Annotated in this window: 25 protein-coding genes; all 25 read left to right on the forward strand. The window is 64.2% G+C overall.

Annotation, left to right across the window (positions count from 1 at the left end):
- Nucleotides 1-104 precede the first annotated feature (104 nt).
- The 25 genes from OEW28_RS14170 (at nt 105) to OEW28_RS14290 (ending at nt 22728) form a co-directional block, all read left to right on the forward strand.
- The gene (locus OEW28_RS14170; RefSeq protein ID WP_263735453.1) at nt 105-1709 is read left to right on the forward strand and encodes a carboxyl transferase domain-containing protein; all 1605 of its coding nucleotides are present in this window, start codon (nt 105-107) and stop codon (nt 1707-1709) included.
- Nucleotides 1710-1805: 96 nt separating this feature from the next.
- Nucleotides 1806-3731 (forward strand): acetyl-CoA carboxylase biotin carboxylase subunit, encoded by a 1926-nt coding sequence (locus OEW28_RS14175; protein ID WP_263735454.1) that lies wholly within the window; start codon nt 1806-1808, stop codon nt 3729-3731.
- A complete protein-coding gene (locus OEW28_RS14180) occupies nt 3728-4390 on the forward strand; it encodes a glutathione S-transferase family protein (RefSeq protein ID WP_263735455.1) in 663 nt (220 codons plus the stop codon). The genes OEW28_RS14175 and OEW28_RS14180 overlap by 4 nt, the downstream gene beginning before the upstream one ends.
- Complete coding sequence (locus OEW28_RS14185; RefSeq protein WP_263735456.1) at nt 4383-5255, forward strand: hydroxymethylglutaryl-CoA lyase; 873 nt, start codon at nt 4383-4385, stop codon at nt 5253-5255. Before OEW28_RS14180 ends, OEW28_RS14185 begins: the two co-directional genes overlap by 8 nt.
- The gene (locus OEW28_RS14190; RefSeq protein WP_263735457.1) at nt 5252-6034 is read left to right on the forward strand and encodes a crotonase/enoyl-CoA hydratase family protein; all 783 of its coding nucleotides are present in this window, start codon (nt 5252-5254) and stop codon (nt 6032-6034) included. Before OEW28_RS14185 ends, OEW28_RS14190 begins: the two co-directional genes overlap by 4 nt.
- Before the next feature lie 213 nt (nt 6035-6247).
- The gene (locus OEW28_RS14195; protein ID WP_263735458.1) at nt 6248-6613 is read left to right on the forward strand and encodes an NADH-quinone oxidoreductase subunit A; all 366 of its coding nucleotides are present in this window, start codon (nt 6248-6250) and stop codon (nt 6611-6613) included.
- The gene (locus OEW28_RS14200; protein ID WP_263720157.1) at nt 6604-7137 is read left to right on the forward strand and encodes a NuoB/complex I 20 kDa subunit family protein; all 534 of its coding nucleotides are present in this window, start codon (nt 6604-6606) and stop codon (nt 7135-7137) included. Before OEW28_RS14195 ends, OEW28_RS14200 begins: the two co-directional genes overlap by 10 nt.
- Nucleotides 7138-7147: 10 nt before the next feature.
- Entirely contained in the window at nt 7148-7750 is a 603-nt protein-coding gene (locus tag OEW28_RS14205) for an NADH-quinone oxidoreductase subunit C (RefSeq protein ID WP_263735459.1), read from the forward strand.
- A complete protein-coding gene (locus tag OEW28_RS14210; protein WP_263735460.1) occupies nt 7750-8964 on the forward strand; it encodes an NADH-quinone oxidoreductase subunit D in 1215 nt (404 codons plus the stop codon). Before OEW28_RS14205 ends, OEW28_RS14210 begins: the two co-directional genes overlap by 1 nt.
- Nucleotides 8964-9122, forward strand: coding sequence for a hypothetical protein (locus OEW28_RS14215; protein ID WP_263735461.1), 159 nt, complete (start codon nt 8964-8966; stop codon nt 9120-9122). The genes OEW28_RS14210 and OEW28_RS14215 overlap by 1 nt, the downstream gene beginning before the upstream one ends.
- Before the next feature lie 3 nt (nt 9123-9125).
- Nucleotides 9126-10250: an NADH-quinone oxidoreductase subunit E gene (locus tag OEW28_RS14220; protein WP_263735462.1), complete on the forward strand. Its 1125-nt coding sequence runs from the start codon at nt 9126-9128 to the stop codon at nt 10248-10250.
- A gap of 40 nt (nt 10251-10290) precedes the next feature.
- The gene (locus tag OEW28_RS14225; protein WP_263735463.1) at nt 10291-10938 is read left to right on the forward strand and encodes a hypothetical protein; all 648 of its coding nucleotides are present in this window, start codon (nt 10291-10293) and stop codon (nt 10936-10938) included.
- A gap of 1 nt (nt 10939) precedes the next feature.
- Complete coding sequence (locus OEW28_RS14230; RefSeq protein ID WP_263735464.1) at nt 10940-11167, forward strand: DUF5337 domain-containing protein; 228 nt, start codon at nt 10940-10942, stop codon at nt 11165-11167.
- Between the two features lie 9 nt (nt 11168-11176).
- Nucleotides 11177-12472, forward strand: a complete 1296-nt coding sequence (nuoF, locus tag OEW28_RS14235) for an NADH-quinone oxidoreductase subunit NuoF (protein ID WP_263735465.1) — start codon at nt 11177-11179, stop codon at nt 12470-12472.
- Between the two features lie 163 nt (nt 12473-12635).
- A complete protein-coding gene (locus OEW28_RS14240) occupies nt 12636-12920 on the forward strand; it encodes a hypothetical protein (protein WP_263735466.1) in 285 nt (94 codons plus the stop codon).
- The gene (locus OEW28_RS14245; protein ID WP_263735467.1) at nt 12917-13330 is read left to right on the forward strand and encodes a DUF5333 domain-containing protein; all 414 of its coding nucleotides are present in this window, start codon (nt 12917-12919) and stop codon (nt 13328-13330) included. Before OEW28_RS14240 ends, OEW28_RS14245 begins: the two co-directional genes overlap by 4 nt.
- An 18-nt stretch (nt 13331-13348) precedes the next feature.
- Nucleotides 13349-15355, forward strand: coding sequence for an NADH-quinone oxidoreductase subunit NuoG (gene nuoG / locus OEW28_RS14250; protein WP_263735468.1), 2007 nt, complete (start codon nt 13349-13351; stop codon nt 15353-15355).
- 254 nt (nt 15356-15609) lie between these two features.
- A complete protein-coding gene (gene nuoH, locus OEW28_RS14255; RefSeq protein ID WP_263735469.1) occupies nt 15610-16647 on the forward strand; it encodes an NADH-quinone oxidoreductase subunit NuoH in 1038 nt (345 codons plus the stop codon).
- A gap of 3 nt (nt 16648-16650) precedes the next feature.
- Nucleotides 16651-17112 (forward strand): hypothetical protein, encoded by a 462-nt coding sequence (locus OEW28_RS14260; RefSeq protein WP_263735470.1) that lies wholly within the window; start codon nt 16651-16653, stop codon nt 17110-17112.
- On the forward strand, nt 17109-17603 hold the full coding sequence (nuoI, locus tag OEW28_RS14265) for an NADH-quinone oxidoreductase subunit NuoI (protein WP_263735471.1): 495 nt from the start codon (nt 17109-17111) through the stop codon (nt 17601-17603). Before OEW28_RS14260 ends, nuoI begins: the two co-directional genes overlap by 4 nt.
- Nucleotides 17600-18022, forward strand: a complete 423-nt coding sequence (locus tag OEW28_RS14270; RefSeq protein WP_263735472.1) for a carboxymuconolactone decarboxylase family protein — start codon at nt 17600-17602, stop codon at nt 18020-18022. The genes nuoI and OEW28_RS14270 overlap by 4 nt, the downstream gene beginning before the upstream one ends.
- Entirely contained in the window at nt 18019-18627 is a 609-nt protein-coding gene (locus OEW28_RS14275; protein WP_263735473.1) for an NADH-quinone oxidoreductase subunit J, read from the forward strand. The genes OEW28_RS14270 and OEW28_RS14275 overlap by 4 nt, the downstream gene beginning before the upstream one ends.
- Nucleotides 18628-18721: 94 nt before the next feature.
- Nucleotides 18722-19027 carry an NADH-quinone oxidoreductase subunit NuoK gene (gene nuoK / locus OEW28_RS14280; protein WP_263735474.1) on the forward strand — a complete coding sequence of 102 codons (306 nt, stop codon included), beginning with the start codon at nt 18722-18724 and terminating at the stop codon, nt 19025-19027.
- A gap of 6 nt (nt 19028-19033) precedes the next feature.
- Complete coding sequence (nuoL, locus tag OEW28_RS14285) at nt 19034-21190, forward strand: NADH-quinone oxidoreductase subunit L (protein WP_263735475.1); 2157 nt, start codon at nt 19034-19036, stop codon at nt 21188-21190.
- Complete coding sequence (locus tag OEW28_RS14290) at nt 21190-22728, forward strand: NADH-quinone oxidoreductase subunit M (RefSeq protein ID WP_263735476.1); 1539 nt, start codon at nt 21190-21192, stop codon at nt 22726-22728. The genes nuoL and OEW28_RS14290 overlap by 1 nt, the downstream gene beginning before the upstream one ends.
- Nucleotides 22729-22735: the final 7 nt, after the last annotated feature.

Below are 22735 nucleotides of genomic sequence, written 5' to 3' on the forward strand. Positions count from 1 at the left end.
CTTTGATGTAAGTCAACTTTCCCCAAGCATCCCGCGTCCGTCACAAGGTTGTTGCGTTGGCGCAACAGGCCTGCTTCCGAACGCCGAAGATCCAAGGTGCTGACATGCGATTGACCTCTTCCGTCCTGCCCACATCCGAAACCTTCAAGGCAAATCGCGCCGCCCACGAGTCGATGCTGGCAACCGTTTCCGAAGCTGCCGCTCTGGCCGCCGCTGGTGGCGGGGAAAAGTCGCTGGCCCGGCATGTCGCGCGCGGCAAGATGCCCCCGCGCGAAAGGGTGGCGAACCTGCTCGATGCCGGGTCGCCCTTCCTGGAAATAGGGGCGACGGCCGCACATGGCATGTATGACGGTGCAGCACCCTGTGCCGGCGTGATCGCGGGCATCGGGCGCGTCATGGGGCAAGAGGTCATGGTCGTCGCCAACGACGCCACCGTGAAGGGTGGCACCTATTACCCGATGACCGTCAAGAAGCACCTTCGCGCGCAGGAGATCGCCGAACAGAACCATTTGCCTTGCGTCTATCTCGTGGACTCGGGTGGCGCGAACCTGCCCAACCAGGACGAGGTCTTCCCCGACCGCGACCACTTCGGCCGAATTTTCTTCAACCAGGCCCGGATGAGCGCCAAGGGCATTGCCCAGATCGCGGTCGTCATGGGATCCTGCACTGCGGGTGGGGCCTATGTGCCCGCGATGTCCGACATCTCGATCATTGTCAGGGACCAGGGCACGATCTTCCTGGCCGGTCCGCCTCTGGTCAAGGCCGCGACGGGCGAGGTCGTCAGCGCCGAGGACCTTGGCGGCGGCGACGTGCATACCCGGCTTTCGGGTGTCGCGGACTACCTGGCCGAGGATGACGCCCACGCGTTGGCGCTTGCCCGCCGCGCCATCGGCAACCTCAACAGGCAGCGTCCGCAGACGGTCCATTGGCAAAGCCCCGAGGAACCGGACTACGACCCGGAAGAAATCCTGGGCCTGGTCCCCGCCGACCTGCGGACGCCCTACGACATCCGCGAGGTCATCGCGCGCATCGTCGACGGGTCCCGGTTCGACGAGTTCAAGCCGCGCTTCGGCGAGACGCTGGTCACCGGCTTTGCCCATGTCGCCGGCTGCCCGGTCGGCATCGTCGCGAACAACGGCGTGCTGTTCAGCGAAAGCGCGGTCAAGGGCGCGCATTTCGTGGAACTGTGCTCGCAGCGCTCCATCCCGCTCGTCTTTCTGCAGAACATCACCGGCTTCATGGTTGGCCGCAGGTACGAGAACGAGGGCATCGCACGTCACGGGGCAAAGATGGTGACGGCCGTCGCCACCACCTCCGTGCCCAAGATCACCTGCCTTGTCGGCGGCTCCTTCGGCGCGGGCAACTACGGCATGGCGGGCCGCGCCTATTCGCCCCGCTTCCTCTGGACCTGGCCGAACAGCCGCATTTCGGTCATGGGCGGCGAACAGGCGGCGGGCGTGCTTGCCACCGTGAAACGCGACGGGATCGAGCGGGCAGGGGGCAGTTGGAGCGCCGAGGAGGAAGCCGAGTTCAAGCGCCCGACGATCGAGATGTTCGAGGAGCAGTCACATCCCCTGTATGCCTCCGCCCGCCTCTGGGACGACGGCATCATCGATCCGCGAAAGACGCGTCAGGTACTGGCGCTGTCGCTGTCCGCTGCGCTGAACGCGCCGATCGAACCCACGCGCTTCGGCGTCTTCCGGATGTGATCCGATGCGGCATCCCACCTTCTTCTCTTTCTCAAGTATCCCCGGGGGTCCGGGGGCAGGCAGCCCCCGGCCGCGTGCCATGCGAAAGGTCCGCTGATGTTCAAGAAGATCCTGATCGCCAACCGGGGAGAGATCGCCTGCCGCGTCATCGACACGGCCCGCAAGCTTGGCGTGGCGACGGTCGCCGTCTACTCCGACGCCGACGCCACCGCTCGGCATGTCGCGATGGCCGACGAAGCTGTCCACATCGGCGGCCCGCGCCCGTCGGACAGCTATCTCAAGGGCGATCATATCATTCAGGCCGCGATCGCGACGGGCGCTCAGGCGATCCATCCGGGTTATGGGTTCCTGTCCGAAAACCCGGAATTCGTGGACGCGGTCGAGGCCGCCGGACTGACCTTCATCGGCCCCTCGGCAGCGGCCATTCGCGCGATGGGGTTGAAGGACGCAGCCAAGGCGCTGATGGAACGGGCCGGCGTTCCGGTCGTGCCGGGCTATCACGGCGAAAACCAGGACCCCGAACACCTTGCCGGCGCGGCCGAGGCGATCGGCTACCCGGTCCTGATCAAGGCCGTCGCGGGCGGCGGCGGAAAGGGGATGCGGCTGGTCGAACGGCATCGGGACTTCGCCGCCGCGCTTGAGAGCGCGCAGGGCGAGGCGCGGACCGCCTTTGGCAATCCCGCAGTGCTGATAGAGAAGTTCGTCCAGCAGCCGCGCCACATCGAGGTGCAGGTCTTTGGCGACGGCATACATGCCGTGCATCTGTTCGAGCGCGACTGCTCGCTCCAGCGCCGCCACCAAAAGGTGATTGAGGAAGCGCCCGCGCCAGGCATGACCGAAGCGATGCGCGCCGCCATGGGCCAGGCCGCCGTGCGCGCCGCCGAAGCCATCGGCTACAAGGGCGCAGGCACCGTCGAGTTCATCGTCGACGGGTCCGAGGGGCTGCGACCCGACCGCTTCTGGTTCATGGAGATGAACACCCGCCTTCAGGTCGAACACCCGGTGACCGAGGCGATCACCGGCATAGACCTTGTCGAATGGCAGCTGCGCGTGGCCAGCGGCGAACCGCTGCCGGCGTCTCAGGCGGATCTGGCCATCAAGGGCCACGCCTTCGAGGCGCGGCTTTACGCCGAGGACGTCCCGGCCGGGTTCCTGCCCGCGACCGGGACGCTGACGCATCTGCGTTTTCCCGAAGGCGCGCGGGCCGATACCGGGGTTCGCCCCGGCGACACGATCAGCCCCTGGTACGACCCGATGATCGCCAAGATCATCACGCACGGGCCCACGCGCGCGATCGCGCTGTCCCGGCTGCGCGCGGCGCTTGAGGCGACCGAGGTCGCGGGCTCTGTCACCAACCTTTCGTTTCTGGGCGCGCTCGCCAGGCACGAGGGCTTTGGGCGGGGCGAAGTGGACACGGGCCTAATCGCCCGGGACATCGACGGCCTGACACGGGCCTCTGCGCCCGATCTTGCGGTGCAGGCGCTTGCGGCGCTTGGTGCGGCCGGACTGGACACGGGCGGCTCTGCCGTTGCGGGCTTCACGCTTTGGGGACCGCTTCGCAGGACGGTGACGCTGGACGGACTTTCCGCCCAAATCGACGTGCTGGCGCCCAACCATGCCCGCGTCGCCATCGACGGGGCAGAGGCGGAATGTCGTCTGATCTCGGACAGCTGGTGGGTGAATGGCCGCCCCTCGGGCGCGCGCATCGTGCTGACCCCCGGCAGGGTCAGCATCTTCGGCCCCGGCGCCTTCCACTTCGACCTGACCGACCCGCTCGACCGCCGGTCAGAGGCGGCGGGCGGCGGTTTGACGCTGTCGCCGATGCCCGGTCTGGTCAAGGCGGTGTTCGTTGCCGCAGGCCAGACGGTCAAGGCGGGCGATCGCCTCGCGGTACTTGAGGCGATGAAGATGGAGCACACTCTTGCCGCCGCGCGTGACGGCACCGTGGCAGAGGTTCTGGCCAGCCCCGGCCAACAGGTCGAAGCCGGTGTCGCCCTGATCCGTCTGGAGGAAGAGCCATGACGGTCCGCCTGCATCACGTTCCGTTCTCTCGCTCATTCCGGGTGCTGTGGTTGCTTTGCGAAATGGGGATCGAGCCCGAGATCGTTGAACACGCGATAACAGACGGATCGCTTCGCGATCCCGACTATCTGGGCAAGTCGCCCGCCGGTCGCGTTCCTGCGATTGAGATCGACGGGATCACGATGTGCGAAAGCGGCGCGATCACCGAATACCTGTGCGAGACGCCGGCAGGCCGTGGTTTCGGCCGCGCGCCGGGCGACCCGGAGCGTCCCACGTACCTGGAATGGCTGCACTTCGCTGAAACGCAGGCGCATCTTATCGCAAACCTGAACCTGCAATGGGTTTTCCTGCGCGAGCCGTCGATGCGCTCGAAGACCCTGCTGAAGCTGGACACCAGGCGGCTCGAACTGACACTGCGCGCGGTGGAAGGGCGGCTGGAGGGCCGCGACCACCTGTTGTCGGGTGGCTTTTCGGGTGCGGATACGATGCTGGGCTACAACCTTCTGGCCGTCCCGCGTTTCGTGCATCTGGATCCGTTCCCGGCGATCCGCACCTATTTGTCACGGGTGCAGTCGCGGCCTGCTTTCCTGCGGGCGCGGGCGCTGGATGGCGAGCAGCGGTTCTATTCGCAGGACTTCTACGAGGTGTCGGATGGCTGAGTTCGTCGAGATCGTCGAAATGGGGCCACGCGATGGACTTCAGAACGAAAAGCGCCTGATCCCGACGGACGAGAAGATTGCGCTGGTCAACGCGCTGAACCTCGTGGGTTTCCGCCGGATCGAGGTGGCCAGCTTCGTGTCGCCCAAATGGGTGCCGCAGATGGCCGACAGCGCAAGGGTGATGGCGGGCATGACGCGCCTTCCGGGTGTGCGTTACATGGCGCTGACGCCGAACCTGAAGGGGTATGAGTCGGCGCGCGCCGCACGTGCGGACGAGGTGGCGATCTTCGCGTCCGCGTCCGAAGGGTTTTCCAAGGCGAACCTCAATTGCTCGATCGCCGAAAGCCTCGCGCGCTTCCACCCCGTGGCCGATGCCGCACGGGCAGACGGGATCGCGCTGCGCGGCTACGTTTCCGTCGTGACGGACTGCCCCTATGACGGCGCTATTGCACCGCAGGCCGCCGCCCGGGTCACGGCCGCGCTGCGCGACATGGGCTGCCATGAGGTGAGCCTTGGCGACACCATCGGACAGGGGGTGCCAGAGCGGGTCGACGCGATGCTGGCCGCGGTGCTGCAGGAGATGCCGGCCAACCGTCTGGCCGGCCACTTCCACGATACCGCCGGGCGGGCACTGGCCAATATCGAGGTATCACTGGCGCGTGGGCTGCGCGTGTTCGACGCGGCCGTGGGTGGGCTTGGCGGCTGCCCCTACGCGCCAGGCGCCGCAGGAAACGTCGCCACCGAGGCGGTGGACGCGCGCCTGAAGGCGCTAGGGTACGACACCGGGCTCGACCCCGCACGGCTGGCCGAGGCCGCGGCTGTGGCGCGGGCGATGCGGACGGGAAGCGAAAGGGCAGGGGAATGACCGACACGATAACAGTCGACTGCGACGCGCGCGGTGTCGCGCGGCTGACACTGAACAGGCCGGAAAAGCACAACGCGCTTTCCGCGCAGATGATCGCCGAGCTGACCGCCGCGACCGAACGGCTGGGCCGCGATCCGTCGGTACGCGTCATCGTGCTGGCGGGCGCGGGGGACAGCTTCTGCGCGGGCGGCGACCTTGGCTGGATGCGCGAGCAGATGGCGGCGGATGCCGCCACCCGTGCGCGCGAGGCGACGAAGCTGGCCATGATGCTCCAGGCGCTCAACACCTGCCCGAAGCCGGTGATCGGCCGCATCCAGGGCAACGCCTTTGGCGGGGGTGTCGGGATGATGTCGGTCTGCGACCTGGCGGTCGGGGTGTCCGGCTCACGTTTCGGCCTGACCGAGACCCGGCTGGGTCTGATCCCGGCGACCATCGGTCCCTATGTGCTGGCGCGCATGGGCGAGGCGATGGCGCGGCGCGTCTTCATGTCGGCGCGCTTCTTCGGGGCGCAAGAGGCCGTGTCGCTGGGCCTGCTGGCGCAGGCTGTCGACCCCGCCGATCTGGACGTCGCGGTCGAGGCGCAGGTCGAGCCCTATCTGTCCTGCGCGCCCGGCGCAGTGGCCGAGGCCAAGGCCCTGGCGCGCCGCCTGGGGCCCACGATCGAAGAGGCGACGATCGCCGATACGATCCAGGCCCTTGTCCGACGCTGGGAAAGCGACGAGGCGAAAGAGGGAATCGCCGCCTTCTTCGAAAAGCGCCCGCCAGCGTGGAAACACTGACGGAATCGGGTCGGCCGCCCTTGGTCCCAGCGGATTGCCGCACTGCGGCGCGGCTGTAACATTCCACCGGAAATCGACCATGTTCCCGCTATCGCCCGCTTTTCCCTGCCGGGCAGCGCATCGGCTTCGGTTGACCCCGCCATGGCGGGAGAGTAAACGGCTCAGAAGCCACACGCCGTAGGCACATCGCCGGCGCGAAGAAGGAGCCGCCCCTTGGACATACTCCTCAGAGAATACCTTCCGATCCTGATCTTCCTGGCCATTGCCGTGGGACTTGGGCTTGTCCTGATCCTGGCCGCCGTGGTGGTCGCCGTCCGCAACCCGGACCCCGAGAAGGTTTCGGCCTACGAATGCGGCTTCAATGCCTTTGACGACGCGCGGATGAAGTTCGATGTGCGCTTCTACCTCGTCTCGATCCTTTTCATCATCTTCGACCTTGAAGTGGCGTTCCTGTTCCCCTGGGCGGTGGCGTTCAAGGACATCTCCGAGGTCGGTTTCTGGTCGATGATGGTGTTCCTGGCCGTGCTGACGGTCGGCTTTGCCTACGAATGGAAGAAGGGGGCGCTGGAATGGGCGTGATGACCGGTGCCAACACGGCCGGCGCGGATCGCGAAGTCGCGACCGAGGCGCTGAACCGCGAGCTTCAGGATAAGGGGTTCCTGCTTACCACGACCGAGGACATCATCAACTGGGCGCGCAACGGTTCGCTCCACTGGATGACCTTCGGGCTGGCCTGCTGCGCGGTCGAGATGATGCACACCTCGATGCCGCGCTATGACCTGGAGCGCTTCGGCACCGCCCCGCGCGCTTCCCCGCGCCAGTCCGACCTGATGATCGTCGCCGGTACGCTGACCAACAAGATGGCGCCCGCGCTGCGCAAGGTCTACGACCAGATGCCGGAGCCGCGCTACGTGATCTCGATGGGGTCCTGCGCGAACGGCGGCGGCTATTACCATTACAGCTATTCGGTGGTGCGCGGCTGCGACCGGATCGTGCCGGTCGATATCTACGTGCCGGGCTGCCCGCCGACGGCCGAGGCGCTGCTTTACGGCATCCTGCAACTGCAGCGGAAGATCCGCCGCACCGGCACGCTCGTGCGCTGAGGAGAAGATCATGTCCGCAGCCCTTCAGGAACTTGCCGCGCATATCGAGCTGAAACGGCCGAACGAGGTCGTGTCGACCGAAGTCGCCTTTGGCGAGCTGAGCGTCACCGCCACCTTGTCCGGCATCGTGGAATTCGTAGAGTTCCTGCGCGCCGACCAGAATTGCCGCTTCTCGACGCTTGTCGACATCACAGCCGTCGATCACCCAGAGCGGCCGGCGCGTTTCGACGTCGTCTACCATTTCCTTTCGATGTACCGGAACCACCGCATCCGCGTTAAGGTCGCCATGCGCGAAGATGAGATGGTGCCGTCGATCTGTTCCGTCCACCCCTCGGCCAATTGGTTTGAGCGCGAGGTGTTCGACATGTTCGGCATTCTCTTCTCCGGCCACCCGGACCTGCGGCGGATCCTGACCGACTACGGTTTCCGCGGCCATCCGCTGCGCAAGGACTTCCCCACGACGGGCTACACCGAAGTCCGCTACGACGAGGCGGAAAAGCGCGTGGTCTACGAGCCGGTGAAGCTGGTTCAGGACTACCGGCTTTTCGATTTCATGAGCCCCTGGGAGGGTGCCCAGTACATCCTGCCGGGCGACGAGAAGGGGGCGAAGTGATGGACGGCACTTTCAACGACGCGCTGACCGGCGAGCAGAAGATCCGCAACTTCAACATCAACTTCGGTCCCCAGCACCCGGCGGCGCACGGCGTGCTGCGCCTTGTGCTTGAGCTTGACGGCGAGATCGTCGAGCGCGCTGACCCGCATATCGGCCTTCTTCACCGCGGCACCGAAAAGCTGATGGAAAGCCGCACCTACCTGCAGAACCTGCCCTATTTCGACCGGCTCGACTATGTGGCGCCGATGAACCAGGAACATGCCTGGTGCCTGGCAATCGAACGACTGACCGGGACCGAGGTTCCGCGCCGCGCGCAGTTGATCCGGGTGCTGTATTCCGAGATCGGCCGCATCCTGAACCACCTGCTGAACGTGACGACGCAGGCCATGGACGTCGGCGCCCTGACTCCGCCGCTGTGGGGGTTCGAAGAGCGCGAAAAGCTCATGGTCTTCTACGAACGGGCCTGCGGCGCGCGCCTGCACGCGGCCTACTTCCGCCCGGGCGGCGTCCACCAGGACCTGCCTGAAGACTTGATCAACGACATCGAGGAATGGGCCACCGCCTTCCCGAAGGTGCTTGACGACATCGACGGCCTTCTGACCGACAACCGCATCTTCAAGCAGCGCAACGCCGACATCGGCATCGTGCACGAGCAGGACGCTCTGGACTGGGGCTATTCGGGTGTGATGGTGCGCGGCTCGGGCATGGCGTGGGACCTTCGCCGTGCGCAACCCTACGAATGCTATGACGAGTTCGACTTCAAGATCCCGGTCGGCAAGAACGGCGACTGCTATGACCGTTACCTGTGCCGCATGGCCGAGATGCGGGAATCCACCTCGATCATACATCAGGCCATCGCCAAGCTGCGCGCGCCCGAGGGCCGAACCGACATCCTGGCGCGCGGCAAGATGACGCCGCCGAAGCGCGGAGAGATGAAGCGCTCGATGGAAGCGCTCATTCACCACTTCAAGCTTTACACCGAAGGTTTCCATGTCCCGGAAGGCGAGGTCTACGCCGCCGTCGAGGCGCCCAAGGGCGAGTTCGGGGTCTACCTGAAGTCGGACGGCAGCAACAAACCCTACCGCGCCAAGATCCGCGCGCCAGGCTTCCTGCACCTTCAATCGCTCGATTGGATGGCCAAGGGCCACATGCTGGCCGACGTCGCCGCGATCATCGGCACGATGGACGTCGTGTTCGGGGAGATCGACCGGTAATGCCCGACGTGACGATCAACCTCTGGACGCTGATCCTCGGCGCGGCCTCGGGCCTTGCCGCGGTCTTCGGCGCGCGGGCGGGTAATCGTCTGGTCATGGGCGCCATCATCGGCGCCGCCACAGCCGCAATCCTGACTATCGCCAGGGGATACATCTAAGTCATGCTCCGCCGTCTTCACAAAGAACAGCCTGCCTCCTTCGAATTCACGCCCGCGAACCTTGCCTGGGCGAAGGGGCAGATGACGAAATACCCCGAAGGGCGTCAGGCCTCGGCGGTCATCCCGCTTCTGTGGCGCGCGCAAGAGCAAGAGGGCTGGCTGTCCCGGCCCGCGATCGAATATGTCGCGGACATGTTGGGTATGGCCTATATCCGGGCGCTGGAGGTTGCGACCTTCTACTTCATGTTCCAGCTGCAACCTGTTGGTTCCGTTGCCCATATCCAGATCTGTGGAACCACGTCCTGCATGATCTGCGGGGCAGAGGACCTGATCAAGGTCTGCAAGGAAAAGATCGCCGCCACGCCGCACACGGTTTCGGCCGATGGCAAGTTTTCCTGGGAAGAGGTCGAATGCCTTGGCGCCTGCACCAACGCACCCATGGCGCAGATCGGCAAGGACTATTACGAAGACCTGACGCCGCAGAGCCTTTCGCGGCTGCTTGACGACCTTTCGGCGGGCAAGCTGCCGGTCCCGGGGCCCCAGAACGGGCGCTATGCTTCGGAACCGCTTTCCGGCCTGACGTCCCTGAAGGATCACGAAGGCGGCAAGGCGCAGTACAACGCCTCTGTGCAACTCGCGATGGACGTTCGCGACGGGATCAAGCGCATCGACGGAACCGAGGTTCCGCTTTTGACACCCTGGCTCGGGCGCGCTGAACCCGCGACGCCGGCCAAGGGCAAGCCCAAGGAGCCCAAGCCTGCGGCCGGGAAGCGCGTGGATGAGACGGGTATCACGGTTCAGGAAGCGCGGGCGGTGCCGACCGGCGCCCCCAAGGTTTCGGCCAAACAGCGCGCGGCCGACGCCGCAAGCGTCGCGCAGGAAAAGCCTGCGGGCCTGACGGCCGCGCGGGCGGGCGGGGCAGACGATCTCAAGCGGATCAAGGGCGTTGGGCCCAAGCTCGAGGCGCTTCTGAACAGACTGGGCTATTATCACTTCGACCAGATCGCGGCCTGGAGCCCGGCCGAGGTCGCCTGGGTCGATGAGAATCTGGAAGGTTTCAAGGGCCGTGTCAGTCGGGACGGATGGGTCGAACAGGCCAGGGCCCTTGCGGAAGACGGAAAGGATTGAGGAATTGAAGTAGCCCCGGCAGGGGCAGGGAACGGGAGAGATGGCGCAGGTTTCGAATTCATCCTGTCGGACGCGATGCTGGCTGGGCGCGGCACTTCTGGGTGCGGTCGTAATTGTCGCGCTTATCCGATGGGCGAATGTGAGCCTGTTTTTCTCTTTGCTGATCGGGCTGGTTGCCTTCGCCGCGTCTGGTGCGCTGTCGACATCCAGGTTCTGCGCGGGCCGCAATCAGGAAGCGAAGGACGCGGTGGAATACGCCCCCCCCTCGCAGCAGTCCGAGCGCCCGCAGCCTGCCGTGGCCGCTGCCGTGGAGGACAAGGTGGAAGAGGCTGAAGAGGCACCCGGCGCGGCTCGCTCTGTTCCGCGCGACGAAGCGGCCCCGCTCATCGGACTTGACGCGGCGTTGTCTCGGGCGCGCCAGCGCAGTGTCGAGCCCCCGCCGGAATTCCTGACCGCCCCACGCGGCGGCAAGGCAGACGATCTGAAGCGCATCCGGGGCATCGGTCCCCAGCTAGAGGCGCTTCTGAACCAAACGGGCGTCTGGCACTTTGACCAGATCGCCGGATGGCGGGCGCGGGATATCGCGCTTGTCGAAGAGAAGATGAAGGGCTTTCACGGCCGCATAACCCGGGACGAATGGGTCAAGCAGGCCCGTGCGATCGTCCAGGCCGGGCGGGGCGAGGGGTAGGATGGCGTCGAGGAAGAACGAAGAGAGCGACATGAGCCAGGCCCGGCAGGCCCGGGTTGTCGCGATCGTGATCGCCGTTGCCGGCGCCCTGTGGGTCGCGGCGCAATGGCTGGTCGAGCCGACAAGCCGCTACGCGGCCCTGTTCGACCTGATGGCTTTGGCGGCGTTCATCTGGGCGTTCGCGGTAACCTGGCGGATCTGGCGGCGCACCCGGCGCCAGGAAAGATGAGGAACTAAGATGCTGAAAGATCAGGACCGGATCTTTACCAACCTCTACGGGATGCACGACCGCAGCCTGAAGGGCGCCATGAAGCGCGGGCATTGGGACGGCACGGCGAAGATCCTGGCGGAAGGTCGGGACTGGATCGTGCAGCAGATCAAGGACTCCGGGCTGCGAGGGCGCGGCGGCGCGGGCTTCCCGACCGGTCTGAAGTGGTCGTTCATGCCCAAGCAGTCCGACGGCCGGCCGTCCTACCTTGTCGTGAACGCCGACGAATCCGAACCCGGAACCTGCAAGGACCGGGAGATCATGCGCCACGATCCGCACACGCTGGTCGAGGGTTGCCTGATCGCGTCCTTCGCGATGGGGGCGAATGCCTGCTACATCTACATCCGCGGCGAATACATCCGCGAACGCGAGGCGCTGCAGGCCGCGATCGATGAGGCCTATGACGCAGGCCTGATCGGCAAGAACGCCTGCAAGTCGGGCTACGATTTCGACCTGTACCTGCACCACGGCGCCGGCGCCTATATCTGCGGTGAGGAAACGGCACTTCTGGAAAGCCTTGAGGGCAAGAAGGGCATGCCGCGCATGAAGCCGCCATTCCCGGCGGGCGCCGGCCTTTATGGCTGCCCGACGACCGTGAACAACGTCGAATCCATCGCCGTCGTGCCGACGATCCTGCGCCGTGGGGCTTCCTGGTTCTCGTCCTTCGGGCGGCCGAACAACACTGGAACCAAGCTTTTCGGCATCTCCGGCCACGTCAACCATCCCTGCGTGGTCGAAGAGGAGATGTCGATCACGCTGAAGGAACTGCTGGAACGGCACTGCGGCGGCGTGCGCGGTGGCTGGAAGAACCTCAAGGCCGTTATTCCCGGCGGCTCGTCCGTTCCGATGCTGAATGCGTCGCAGTGCGACGAGGCGATCATGGACTTCGACTGGCTGCGCGAGGCCCGTTCGGGCCTTGGCACCGCCGCCGTGATCGTGATGGACCAGTCCACCGACGTCATCAAGGCGATCTGGCGGCTGTCGAAATTCTACAAGCACGAAAGCTGCGGCCAGTGCACGCCCTGCCGTGAAGGCACGGGCTGGATGATGCGGGTCATGGACCGCCTGGTGAAGGGCGAGGCCGAGATTGAAGAGATCGACATGCTGCTGTCGGTAACCAAGCAGGTCGAGGGTCACACGATCTGCGCCCTTGGCGACGCCGCCGCCTGGCCGATCCAGGGCCTTATCCGCCAGTTTCGCGACGAGATCGAGGACCGGATCAAGGCGAAGAAGACCGGCAAGATCAGCGCGGTGGCGGCAGAGTAACGATGATCCCGTCCGGCCAACATATCGCGGCGTCCAAGAGCGGTAAGCTTCCGCGGCTGTCCGATGCTTCGCGCAGGGGCGGGTTTGCCGACGGTCGGCCGGTGTCTGATACCCTCAATGGCCGCGGCTGTCTGAGCGTCACGGGGAGGGGGCGTTCGCTATGATGTTCTTCGGATTGTTCGGACCGCTTGTTGCCTCGATCCTCTACGTCATCGTGATGCAGAAGGCCGGCTTTCGCGGCGCGATCCTTGCGGTGGCGTTTTCGCCGCTTCTAGGTGCAGTGCTGAGCTGGGTCTTCTTCTCGGGCTTCTACATGGGCGGCGGGCTGGCTTCGCTGGCCCATCTCGTGTTCGTGGCCCTGTCCCTTGCACCGCTTCTCGTGCTGGCCTTCATGTCCTGGCCGCCGGTGGGTTCCAGCCGCTCCAGAACGACGGAGAACTCTCGATGATCATGGGCAACCTGCTGAAATCACTGACATTGACGGCGTTTCTGCCTGTCGCGACGGTCGCGGCGGAATTGCCGCCGCTGTCAGAAAACCAGCGCATCGTGAGCGAGTTTCTTGCCGCCGCCGTGGGCGACGAGATTCGCAAGAACTGCCCCACGATCCACGCGCGCTTCTTCCGCGTGCTGAGAAAGGCGAACGAGCTTGAGAATTACGCGCTTTCGCTCGGCTACACCGAAGACGACATTCGCGCCTTCCGGAAGAACGAGGACAACAAGGCTCTGCTCAGGCAGATGCGTGACGATTACCTCTCTGACAACGGCGTGACGCCGGAGGTCGCAGAGGACTATTGCCGTCTGGGGCGGCAAGAGATGGCGAACGAAACCCTCATTGGATCGCTTCTCTGGGGCGGATGAGGCAGACAGGAAGAAGGCATGACCGAGCTTCGGAAGATCATCATCGACGGACGCGAGATCGAGGTCGATCCCGCGATGACGCTGATTCAGGCCTGCGAGCAGGCGGGGATCGAGGTGCCGCGCTTCTGCTATCACGAGCGGCTTTCCATCGCCGGTAACTGCCGGATGTGCCTTGTCGAGGTGGTTGGCGGCCCGCCCAAGCCCGCGGCCTCCTGCGCGATGCAGGTCAAGGATCTGCGCCCCGGTCCGAACGGCGAGCCCTCGGTCATCAAGACGAACTCGCCCATGGTCAAGAAGGCGCGGGAAGGGGTGATGGAGTTCCTGCTCATCAACCACCCGCTGGACTGCCCGATCTGCGACCAGGGCGGCGAATGCGATCTTCAGGATCAGGCCATGGCCTACGGCGTGGACTTTTCCCGCTACCGCGAACCCAAGCGCGCGTCCGAGGATCTGGACCTTGGCCCGCTGGTCGCCACCACGATGACGCGCTGCATCTCCTGCACCCGCTGCGTCCGCTTCACGACCGAGGTCGCGGGCATCACGCAGATGGGCCAGACGGGCCGCGGCGAGGATTCCGAGATCACGTCCTATCTCAACACCACGCTCGATTCGAACCTTCAAGGCAACATCATCGACCTGTGCCCGGTCGGCGCGCTGACCTCGAAGCCCTATGCCTTCACCGCGCGGCCCTGGGAACTGACCAAGACCGAAACCATCGACGTGATGGACGCGCTTGGCTCCAGCATCCGGGTCGACACGAAGGGGCGTGAGGTGAAGCGGATCGTGCCGCGCAACCACGATGGCGTGAACGAGGAGTGGATCTCGGACAAGACCCGCTTCATCTGGGACGGCCTGCGCCGTCAGCGCCTGGACACGCCCTACATCCGTGAAAACGGCAAGTTGCGGAAAGCTTCCTGGGGCGAAGCGCTGACCGCGGCGGCGGCGGCGATGAAGGGCAAGAGGGTTCTGGGGCTTGTGGGCGACCTGGCGCCGGTGGAAGCCGCCTTCAGCCTCAAGCAGCTGATCGAGGGGATGGGCGGAAGCGCGGAATGTCGCGTCGATGGCGCGCGGCTGCCTGCCGGCAACCGCTCGGCCTATGTCGGCACGGCGAAGATCGCGGATATCGACAGCGCCAAGGTCATCCTGCTGGTCGGGACCAACCCGCGCAACGAAGCGCCGGTTCTGAACGCCCGCATCCGCAGGGCCTGGGCCGCCGGCGCGCGCGTCGGGCTGATCGGGCCGAAGGTCGATCTGACCTACGACTACCACCACTTTGGCACCGACCGTCAGGCGCTGACTGATCTGGTCGCGAAGGTCGAGGCCAAGGACAACACCGTGGTCATCGTGGGGCAGGGCGCCTTGAACGAAGCCGATGGCGAGGCGGTTCTCAGCCAGGTCATGCGCTACACCGAAGGCGCCGGTGCGAAACTTCTGGTGTTGCACACCGCTGCGTCGCGCGTCGGAGCGCTTGACGTGGGCGCGGTGACCGAGGGCGGCCTGGCCGCTCTGGACGGCGCCGAGGTGGTCTACAACCTTGGCGCGGACGAAGTTGATATCGCCCCAGGCGCGACGGTGATCTACCAGGGCAGCCACGGCGACCGCGGCGCGCACCGGGCGGACATCATCCTGCCAGCCGCGACCTATACCGAGGAAAACGGCCTGTTCGTCAACACCGAGGGCCGCCCGCAACTGGCGTTCCGCGCGGGCTTCGCGCCCGGCGAGGCCAAGGAAAACTGGGCGATCCTTCGCGCGCTTTCGGCGGAACTGGGCGCGACGCAGGGCTGGGACACGCTGGCGGGCCTGCGTCAGGCGCTGGTCGCCGCCCACCCGCATCTGGCCGGGATCGACGCGGTGCCGGAAAACGACTGGCAGCCGCTTCCCGTCAGCGCCCCCGGCAAGGCGGACTTCCGCCATGCGATCAGGGACTTCTACCTGACGAACCCGATCGCGCGGGCGTCCGGCCTGATGGCGGAGCTTTCGGCGATGGCCAAGGCCCGCGGCGAAGCGCCGATGGCGGCAGAGTAGTGATGGAGCGCGCCGTCTCAGCCATGTCCCCCGGTGACGGAGCCCAGCTCTGCCCCTTGGGCTATGGGTTTGGCGCCGGTGCGATTTTCCTGTGCCACAGTGGCACGAATGTCCACGAAGAGGGTGGCATTTGGCACGCGGATGCTGTTTACAGCGTCTCGCCTGATTTGCTCATCGCGGCGCGGTTAAACACCGCAGCGACGGCATCGGCCGAATGCGCCCTAAAGGGAATACCGACGGTCTGAGGAACCAACATGGCAGATTTTCTTGCGACCCCCTTTGGAACCTTCCTCCTGATCGCGGTGCAGTGTCTGGGGATCATCTCGTTCGTGATGATCTCTCTGCTGTTCCTGGTCTACGGCGACCGCAAGGTCTGGGCGGCGGTGCAGATGCGCCGGGGCCCGAACGTCGTCGGGCCCTGGGGCATCCTGCAGTCCGTCGCGGACGCGCTGAAGTTCATCGTCAAGGAAATCGTCCTGCCCGCCAGCGCGGACAAGTTCGTCTTCTTCCTGGCGCCGCTTCTGTCCTTCGTGCTGGCGGTGCTGGCTTGGGCCGTTATTCCGTTCCATCCGGGATGGGTTCTGGCCGACATCAACGTGGCGATCCTGTTCGTGTTCGCGGTGTCCTCGCTTGAGGTTTACGGCGTCATCATGGGCGGCTGGGCTTCGAACTCGAAGTATCCGTTCCTCGGTTCCCTTCGCTCGGCCGCGCAGATGATTTCCTACGAGGTTTCGCTGGGCCTGATCATCATCGGCGTCATCATCTCGACCGGGTCGATGAGCTTCTCGTCGATCGTGGCGGCGCAGGATGGCAATTACGGCCTGTTCAACTGGTACTGGCTGCCGCACCTGCCCATGGTCGTTCTGTTCTTCGTCTCGGCGCTGGCCGAAACGAACCGCCCGCCCTTCGACCTGCCGGAAGCTGAATCGGAACTGGTCGCGGGGTTCATGGTCGAATATTCCTCGACCCCCTACCTGCTGTTCATGGCCGGTGAATACATCGCGATCTTCCTGATGTGTGCGCTGATCTCGCTTCTGTTCTTCGGCGGCTGGCTAAGCCCAATTCCGGGGATCGCCGACGGCTGGTGGTGGATGGTCGGCAAGATGTGGGTCTTCTTCTTCATGTTCGCCATGGTGAAGGCCATCGTCCCGCGCTACCGCTACGACCAGCTGATGCGGATCGGCTGGAAGGTGTTCCTGCCCCTGTCGCTGGGCTGGGTGGTGATCATCGCGTTCCTTGCGAAATACGAAGTGCTTGGCGGCTTCTGGGCCCGCTGGGCGATTGGGGGGTGAACAATGAGCCTTCCCCAGAGCCTCGATAAGCGTTCGCCTCTTGATACCATTCCTGAGTCGGTACAAGAGCGGCTTGGTCCTCTTCGGAACGAGACTGAACTGTCTATCGTCGGATTTCAGTTCGGCGGGCCAGTCAGCATGATTATAGCTCAGGACGAAAGCTACTACGTGACAAGTGAGCTTTCTCAACCGAAAGATTATAAATCGAGTAAGGAAGGCCTGCGCTACGAACTTGTCCTGAACTGCGCTTCAGGCAAAGCGTATGCGCAAGAGGCGCTGACCTTTCTTGCGCAGTACTTCGTGCAGAATCCAATTGGCGACGGCGAACGGGTTGTGCTCGGGCCGATTGCCGAAAAGCCGGCGCTGGAGGGGCGTGCAAGAATGCTGCGCAGCACCAATGAAAAACTGGGCGCCTACATGATAGTGCCCGACAATCCGCGCGAATTCGTGGAGAGGCAAACATGACCCAGATCGACTATACACGCGCGGCGAAATACTTCCTGCTGTTCGATTTCATCAAGGGCTTCGGCCTTGGCTTCAAGTACTTCTTTGCCCCCAAGGCGACGCTGAACTACCCGCATGAGAAGGGGCCGCTGTCGCCCCGTTTCCGCGGCGAGCACGCGCTGCGCCGCTATCCGAACGGCGAGGAACGCTGCATCGCCTGCAAGCTGTGCGAGGCGATCTGCCCGGCGCAGGCCATCACCATCGACGCCGAACCGCGCGAGGACGGCAGCCGCCGCACCACGCGCTATGACATCGACATGACCAAGTGCATCTACTGCGGCTTCTGCCAGGAAGCCTGCCCGGTCGATGCCATCGTCGAGGGCCCGAACTTCGAATTCTCGACCGAGACGCGCGAAGAGCTTTTCTACACCAAGGAAAAACTGCTTGAAAACGGCGCCCGCTGGGAAGCCGAGATCGCCCGCAACCTCGAAATGGATGCGCCCTACAGATGAGCGATGCCTTTCAGAAGATGTTTCAGCAAATGATGGAGCAGGGCCAGGAAATGGCCCGCACCCTCAATCCTGCGCTCGAGAATTTCAAGGGTTTCGATCTTGCCAAGATGTGGCCCACCATGTCCAAGGACATGATGGAAATGTGGTTCGGCAACACCTTCAACCGCGAAGGGTTGGACGCAAAGACGCGGCTTCTGCTGACCATCGCGGGGCTGACGGTTCTGGGCGCGCAGGCCGAACCGCAGATGAAGCTTGCCATCCGCCACGCGGTCGAGGCCGGTGCGACGCAGCGCGAAATTGCCGAAACGATCTATCAGATGAGCATGTTCGGCGGGCTTCCAGCGATGACCAAGGCGCTTGAGATCGCGCAATCGGTCTTTGACGAGGCCGAAAGGAACGAAACGGGGGACGACGCATGAGCGTGTTTGTTTTCGCCTTCTACCTCTTCGCCGTGACAGCGGTGACGGCGGGTCTGATGGTCGTGGTCAGCCGCAACCCCGTTCACTCGGTCCTGTGGCTCATCCTGTCCTTCCTGTCCTCTGCCGGGCTTTTCGTCCTGATGGGGGCGGAGTTCGTGGCGATGCTTCTGATCATCGTCTACGTCGGCGCCGTCGCGGTGCTGTTCCTGTTCGTGGTCATGATGCTGGACGTCGATTTCGCCGAACTGAAGGGCGAGATGGCGCGCTACATGCCGCTTGGCCTCTTGATCGGGGTCGTGATCCTGATGCAGCTCGGTATTGCCTTCGGTGCATGGGAAACCGCCGAAAGCGCCGAGGGGATGCGCGCCGCCGCAACGCCCGAGGGTGTTACCAACACCGCCGCGCTCGGCATGCTGCTTTACGACCGGTACGTCTACATGTTCCAGGCGGCTGGCTTGATCCTGCTGGTCGCGATGATCGGAGCGATCGTACTGACCATGCGCCACCGCCCGAACGTGAAACGCCAGGACGTGCTGGCGCAGATGTACCGCGATCCGGCCAAGGCGATGGAACTGAAGGACGTGAAGCCAGGGCAGGGGCTTTGACCTGCCGCCCCTGTTGGGGCGCTTGAGAAATCATCCCCGCGCCGATGCGGGGCGACAAGGAAAGACGATACGGGCCGCGCCCGGAGGGACGAGAATGATCGGACTGACACATTACCTTGGCGTTGCCGCCGCTTTGTTCGTGATCGGCATCTTCGGTATCTTCCTGAACCGCAAGAACGTGATCGTCATCCTGATGTCGATCGAACTGATGCTTCTGGCGGTCAACATCAACTTCGTCGCCTTCTCGACGCATCTCAACGACCTCGTGGGCCAGGTCTTCACGATGTTCGTCCTGACCGTCGCCGCCGCCGAGGCCGCGATCGGGCTTGCGATCCTCGTCTGCTTCTTCCGCAACCGCGGCACCATCGACGTCGAAGACGTCAACGTGATGAAAGGGTAAGGGCAAATGGAAACGATCATCCTCTTTGCCCCGCTGCTGGGCTCGCTGATCGCGGGCTTCGGCTGGCGCGTGATCGGCGAACAGGGCGCGCAGGCCATCACCACCGGTCTGCTGTTCCTTGCCTGCCTTCTGTCCTGGATCGTGTTCCTGGGCTTCGACGGCACCACGCAGCATATCCACGTCCTGGACTTCATCCGTTCCGGCACGCTCGACACGTCCTGGCAGATCCGGCTGGACCGGCTTACCGCGATCATGCTGATCGTGGTGACGACGGTCTCGGCGCTGGTGCACCTCTATTCCTGGGGCTACATGGCCCATGACGACAACTGGGGCCACCACGAACACTACAAGGCGCGCTTCTTCGCCTACCTGTCGTTCTTCACCTTCGCGATGCTGTCGCTGGTCACGGCCGACAACCTTGTCCAGATGTTCTTCGGATGGGAGGGCGTGGGCGTCGCCTCCTACCTGCTGATCGGCTTCTACTACAAGAAAGCCAGCGCCAATGCCGCAGCGATCAAAGCCTTCGTCGTCAACCGTGTGGGTGACTTCGGCTTCGCGCTTGGCATCTTCGGGCTGTTCTTCCTGGTGGACAGCATCAACATGGATGAGGTCTTCGCCGCCGCCCCGACGCTGGCCGAGACGAACCTGCATTTCCTGTGGACCGAGTGGAACGCGGCGAACCTTCTGGCATTCCTGCTGTTCGTCGGCGCCATGGGCAAGTCGGCGCAGCTCTTCCTTCACACCTGGCTTCCCGACGCGATGGAAGGCCCGACACCGGTGTCTGCGCTGATCCACGCCGCGACGATGGTGACGGCCGGCGTGTTCCTGGTCTGCCGCATGTCGCCGCTGTTCGAATACGCGCCCGAGGCGAAGAGCTTCGTCATGTATATCGGCGCTGCGACGGCCTTTTTCGCCGCGACGGTGGGCCTGGTTCAGAACGACATCAAGCGTGTGATCGCCTATTCGACCTGTTCGCAGCTGGGCTACATGTTCGTGGCCGCGGGCGCGGGCATCTACAGCGCCGCGATGTTCCACCTGTTCACGCACGCCTTCTTCAAGGCGATGCTGTTCCTGGGAGCCGGTTCGGTCATCCACGCGATGCATCATGAACAGGACATGCGGAACTACGGCAACCTGCGGAAAAAGATCCCGCTGACCTTCTGGGCGATGATGATCGGCACGCTTGCCATCACGGGCGTCGGCATCCCGATGACCTCGATCGGTTTCGCCGGGTTCCTGTCGAAGGACGCGATCATCGAATCCGCCTGGGGCTCGGCGAACGGTTTCGCCTTCTGGGCGCTGGTGGTCGCTGCCTGCTTCACCTCGTTCTATTCCTGGCGGCTTATCTTCATGACTTTCTACGGGAAAGAACGCGGCGATCATCACGCGCATGAACACGCGCATGAAAGCCCCTGGACCATGACCGTGCCGCTGGGAGTGCTGGCGATCGGCGCGGTCTTTGCCGGGATGCTTTGGTACAAGCCCTTCTTCGGCGACCACGACGCGATGACCAAGTTCTTCGCGATGCCGCACCACGAAGCCGCGATGGCCGAGGGTGAAGCCACGGACGGTCAAGGCGCCGAGGCGACCGCGGCGGGAGGCCACGCAGAGCCGGCAGCCGCCGAAGGGCAGGGCGAAGTGGCAGCCGCCGAAGGTCACGCCGAGTCGGCAGTGTCGGACGGCCACGCCACCGCAGACGATCATGGCCCAATCGGCGCGATCTACATGTCGGAGGCGTCAAATACGGTGCTTGACGACGCCCACCACGCCCCGGCCTGGGTGAAGGTTTCGCCCTTCGTGGCGATGATCCTGGGCCTGTTCGTCGCCTGGGTGTTCTACATCCGCCGGCCCGATCTGCCGCGCGCCTTTGCCGAAAACCAGCCGATCCTCTACCGGTTCCTGCTTAACAAGTGGTACTTCGACGAGATCTATGACGCGATCTTCGTCCGTCCGGCCAAGGCCCTTGGCCGCTTCCTATGGAAGCGTGGCGACGGATCCGTGATCGACGGCACGATCAACGGCGTGGCGATGGGCTTCGTGCCGACGCTGACGCGGATCGTGAACCGGGCTCAGTCGGGCTACCTGTTCCACTACGCCTTCGCGATGGTCATCGGTATCGCGATCCTAATGCTCTGGATGACGCTCTCGGGGGGCGCGCACTAATGGAAAACCTGCTTTCCATCATAACCTTCCTGCCCCTCGTGGCCGCAGCGATCCTGGCGCTCTTTCTCAAAGGCGACGATCCGGCCGCGCAGCGCAATGCAAAGTCGGTGGCGCTTTTCGCGACATCGGCGACGTTCCTGATCTCGCTCTTCGTGCTGACGGGCTTCGAGGCCGGAAACACCGGCTTCCAGTTCGTGGAAGAACGCGAATGGATCATGGGGCTCAAGTACAAGGTCGGCGTCGATGGCATTTCAGTGCTGTTCGTGCTTCTGACCACGTTCCTGATGCCGATCACGATCCTGTCCACTTGGGACGTGACCGTTCGGGTCAAGGAATACATGGTCGCCTTTCTCGTCCTTGAAGGGCTGATGATCGGCGTCTTCGTCGCGCTGGACCTCGTGCTGTTCTACCTCTTCTTCGAAGCCGGACTGATCCCGATGTTTCTGATCATCGGCATCTGGGGCGGGAAAGAGCGGATCTACGCCGCGTTCAAGTTCTTCCTTTACACCTTCCTCGGCTCGGTCCTGATGCTGGTCGCGATGATCGCCATGTATGTGGACGCCGGCACGACGGATATCCCAACCCTGCTTGGCCATCCCTTCGGGTCCGATACGATCTCGGTCCTGGGCTTCCATGTCGTGGGGGGGATGCAGACGCTCCTGTTCCTGGCCTTCTTCGCGTCATTCGCGGTCAAGATGCCGATGTGGCCGGTCCATACCTGGCTGCCCGATGCGCACGTTCAGGCGCCGACCGCGGGTTCGGTCATCCTGGCCGCAGTGCTGCTGAAGATGGGCGGCTACGGCTTTCTTCGCTTCTCGCTGCCGATGTTCCCGATCGCCTCGGACCTTCTGTCGGGCTTCGTCTTCTGGCTCTCGGCGATCGCGATCGTCTATGCCTCGCTGGTCGCGCTGGCGCAGTCGGACATGAAGAAGCTTGTGGCCTATTCCTCGGTCGCGCACATGGGCTATGTCACCATGGGGATCTTCGCCGTGAACCAGCAAGGAATCGACGGCGCGATCTTCCAGATGCTGAGCCATGGCTTCATCTCGGGCGCGCTCTTCCTTTCGGTGGGCGTGATCTATGACCGGATGCACACGCGCGAAATCGACGCCTACGGCGGGCTCGTCAACCGGATGCCGGCTTATGCGCTGATCTTCATGTTCTTCACCATGGCGAACGTGGGCCTGCCGGGCACGTCCGGATTCGTCGGTGAATTCCTGACGCTCATGGGCATCTTCCAGGTCAACACCTGGGTGGCATTGGTGGCAACCTCTGGCGTCATCCTGTCCGCGGCCTACGCGCTATGGCTCTATCGCCGCGTGATCATGGGCGAGCTGATCAAGGAAAGCCTGAAGGGCATCAAGGACATGACCGCCCGTGAAAAGTTCGTCATGGCGCCCCTTGTTGCCATGACACTCATCCTCGGCGTCTATCCGAGCCTGGTGACCGACATGGTCGGCCCCTCGGTCGAGGCGCTGATTGCAGACTACCGTGCCGACGTGCCGCTGCTCGAGGCAGTGGCCGAAGCCAGCCACTGAAGGATCC

Source organism: Albidovulum marisflavi, from assembly GCF_025751435.1.
Classification (GTDB): Bacteria; Pseudomonadota; Alphaproteobacteria; order Rhodobacterales; family Rhodobacteraceae; genus Albidovulum; species Albidovulum marisflavi.

What these genes read in the sequence shown, in the direction of transcription:
- OEW28_RS14170 (WP_263735453.1), top strand. Translation starts at nt 105, where the DNA reads ATGCGATTGACCTCTTCCGTCCTGCCCACATCCGAAACCTTCAAGGCA.
- OEW28_RS14175 (WP_263735454.1), top strand. Translation starts at nt 1,806, where the DNA reads ATGTTCAAGAAGATCCTGATCGCCAACCGGGGAGAGATCGCCTGCCGC.
- OEW28_RS14180 (WP_263735455.1), top strand. Translation starts at nt 3,728, where the DNA reads ATGACGGTCCGCCTGCATCACGTTCCGTTCTCTCGCTCATTCCGGGTG.
- OEW28_RS14185 (WP_263735456.1), top strand. Translation starts at nt 4,383, where the DNA reads ATGGCTGAGTTCGTCGAGATCGTCGAAATGGGGCCACGCGATGGACTT.
- OEW28_RS14190 (WP_263735457.1), top strand. Translation starts at nt 5,252, where the DNA reads ATGACCGACACGATAACAGTCGACTGCGACGCGCGCGGTGTCGCGCGG.
- OEW28_RS14200 (WP_263720157.1), top strand. Translation starts at nt 6,604, where the DNA reads ATGGGCGTGATGACCGGTGCCAACACGGCCGGCGCGGATCGCGAAGTC.
- OEW28_RS14205 (WP_263735459.1), top strand. Translation starts at nt 7,148, where the DNA reads ATGTCCGCAGCCCTTCAGGAACTTGCCGCGCATATCGAGCTGAAACGG.
- OEW28_RS14210 (WP_263735460.1), top strand. Translation starts at nt 7,750, where the DNA reads ATGGACGGCACTTTCAACGACGCGCTGACCGGCGAGCAGAAGATCCGC.
- OEW28_RS14215 (WP_263735461.1), top strand. Translation starts at nt 8,964, where the DNA reads ATGCCCGACGTGACGATCAACCTCTGGACGCTGATCCTCGGCGCGGCC.
- OEW28_RS14220 (WP_263735462.1), top strand. Translation starts at nt 9,126, where the DNA reads ATGCTCCGCCGTCTTCACAAAGAACAGCCTGCCTCCTTCGAATTCACG.
- OEW28_RS14225 (WP_263735463.1), top strand. Translation starts at nt 10,291, where the DNA reads ATGGCGCAGGTTTCGAATTCATCCTGTCGGACGCGATGCTGGCTGGGC.
- OEW28_RS14230 (WP_263735464.1), top strand. Translation starts at nt 10,940, where the DNA reads ATGGCGTCGAGGAAGAACGAAGAGAGCGACATGAGCCAGGCCCGGCAG.
- nuoF (WP_263735465.1), top strand. Translation starts at nt 11,177, where the DNA reads ATGCTGAAAGATCAGGACCGGATCTTTACCAACCTCTACGGGATGCAC.
- OEW28_RS14240 (WP_263735466.1), top strand. Translation starts at nt 12,636, where the DNA reads ATGTTCTTCGGATTGTTCGGACCGCTTGTTGCCTCGATCCTCTACGTC.
- OEW28_RS14245 (WP_263735467.1), top strand. Translation starts at nt 12,917, where the DNA reads ATGATCATGGGCAACCTGCTGAAATCACTGACATTGACGGCGTTTCTG.
- nuoG (WP_263735468.1), top strand. Translation starts at nt 13,349, where the DNA reads ATGACCGAGCTTCGGAAGATCATCATCGACGGACGCGAGATCGAGGTC.
- nuoH (WP_263735469.1), top strand. Translation starts at nt 15,610, where the DNA reads ATGGCAGATTTTCTTGCGACCCCCTTTGGAACCTTCCTCCTGATCGCG.
- OEW28_RS14260 (WP_263735470.1), top strand. Translation starts at nt 16,651, where the DNA reads ATGAGCCTTCCCCAGAGCCTCGATAAGCGTTCGCCTCTTGATACCATT.
- nuoI (WP_263735471.1), top strand. Translation starts at nt 17,109, where the DNA reads ATGACCCAGATCGACTATACACGCGCGGCGAAATACTTCCTGCTGTTC.
- OEW28_RS14270 (WP_263735472.1), top strand. Translation starts at nt 17,600, where the DNA reads ATGAGCGATGCCTTTCAGAAGATGTTTCAGCAAATGATGGAGCAGGGC.
- OEW28_RS14275 (WP_263735473.1), top strand. Translation starts at nt 18,019, where the DNA reads ATGAGCGTGTTTGTTTTCGCCTTCTACCTCTTCGCCGTGACAGCGGTG.
- nuoK (WP_263735474.1), top strand. Translation starts at nt 18,722, where the DNA reads ATGATCGGACTGACACATTACCTTGGCGTTGCCGCCGCTTTGTTCGTG.
- nuoL (WP_263735475.1), top strand. Translation starts at nt 19,034, where the DNA reads ATGGAAACGATCATCCTCTTTGCCCCGCTGCTGGGCTCGCTGATCGCG.
- OEW28_RS14290 (WP_263735476.1), top strand. Translation starts at nt 21,190, where the DNA reads ATGGAAAACCTGCTTTCCATCATAACCTTCCTGCCCCTCGTGGCCGCA.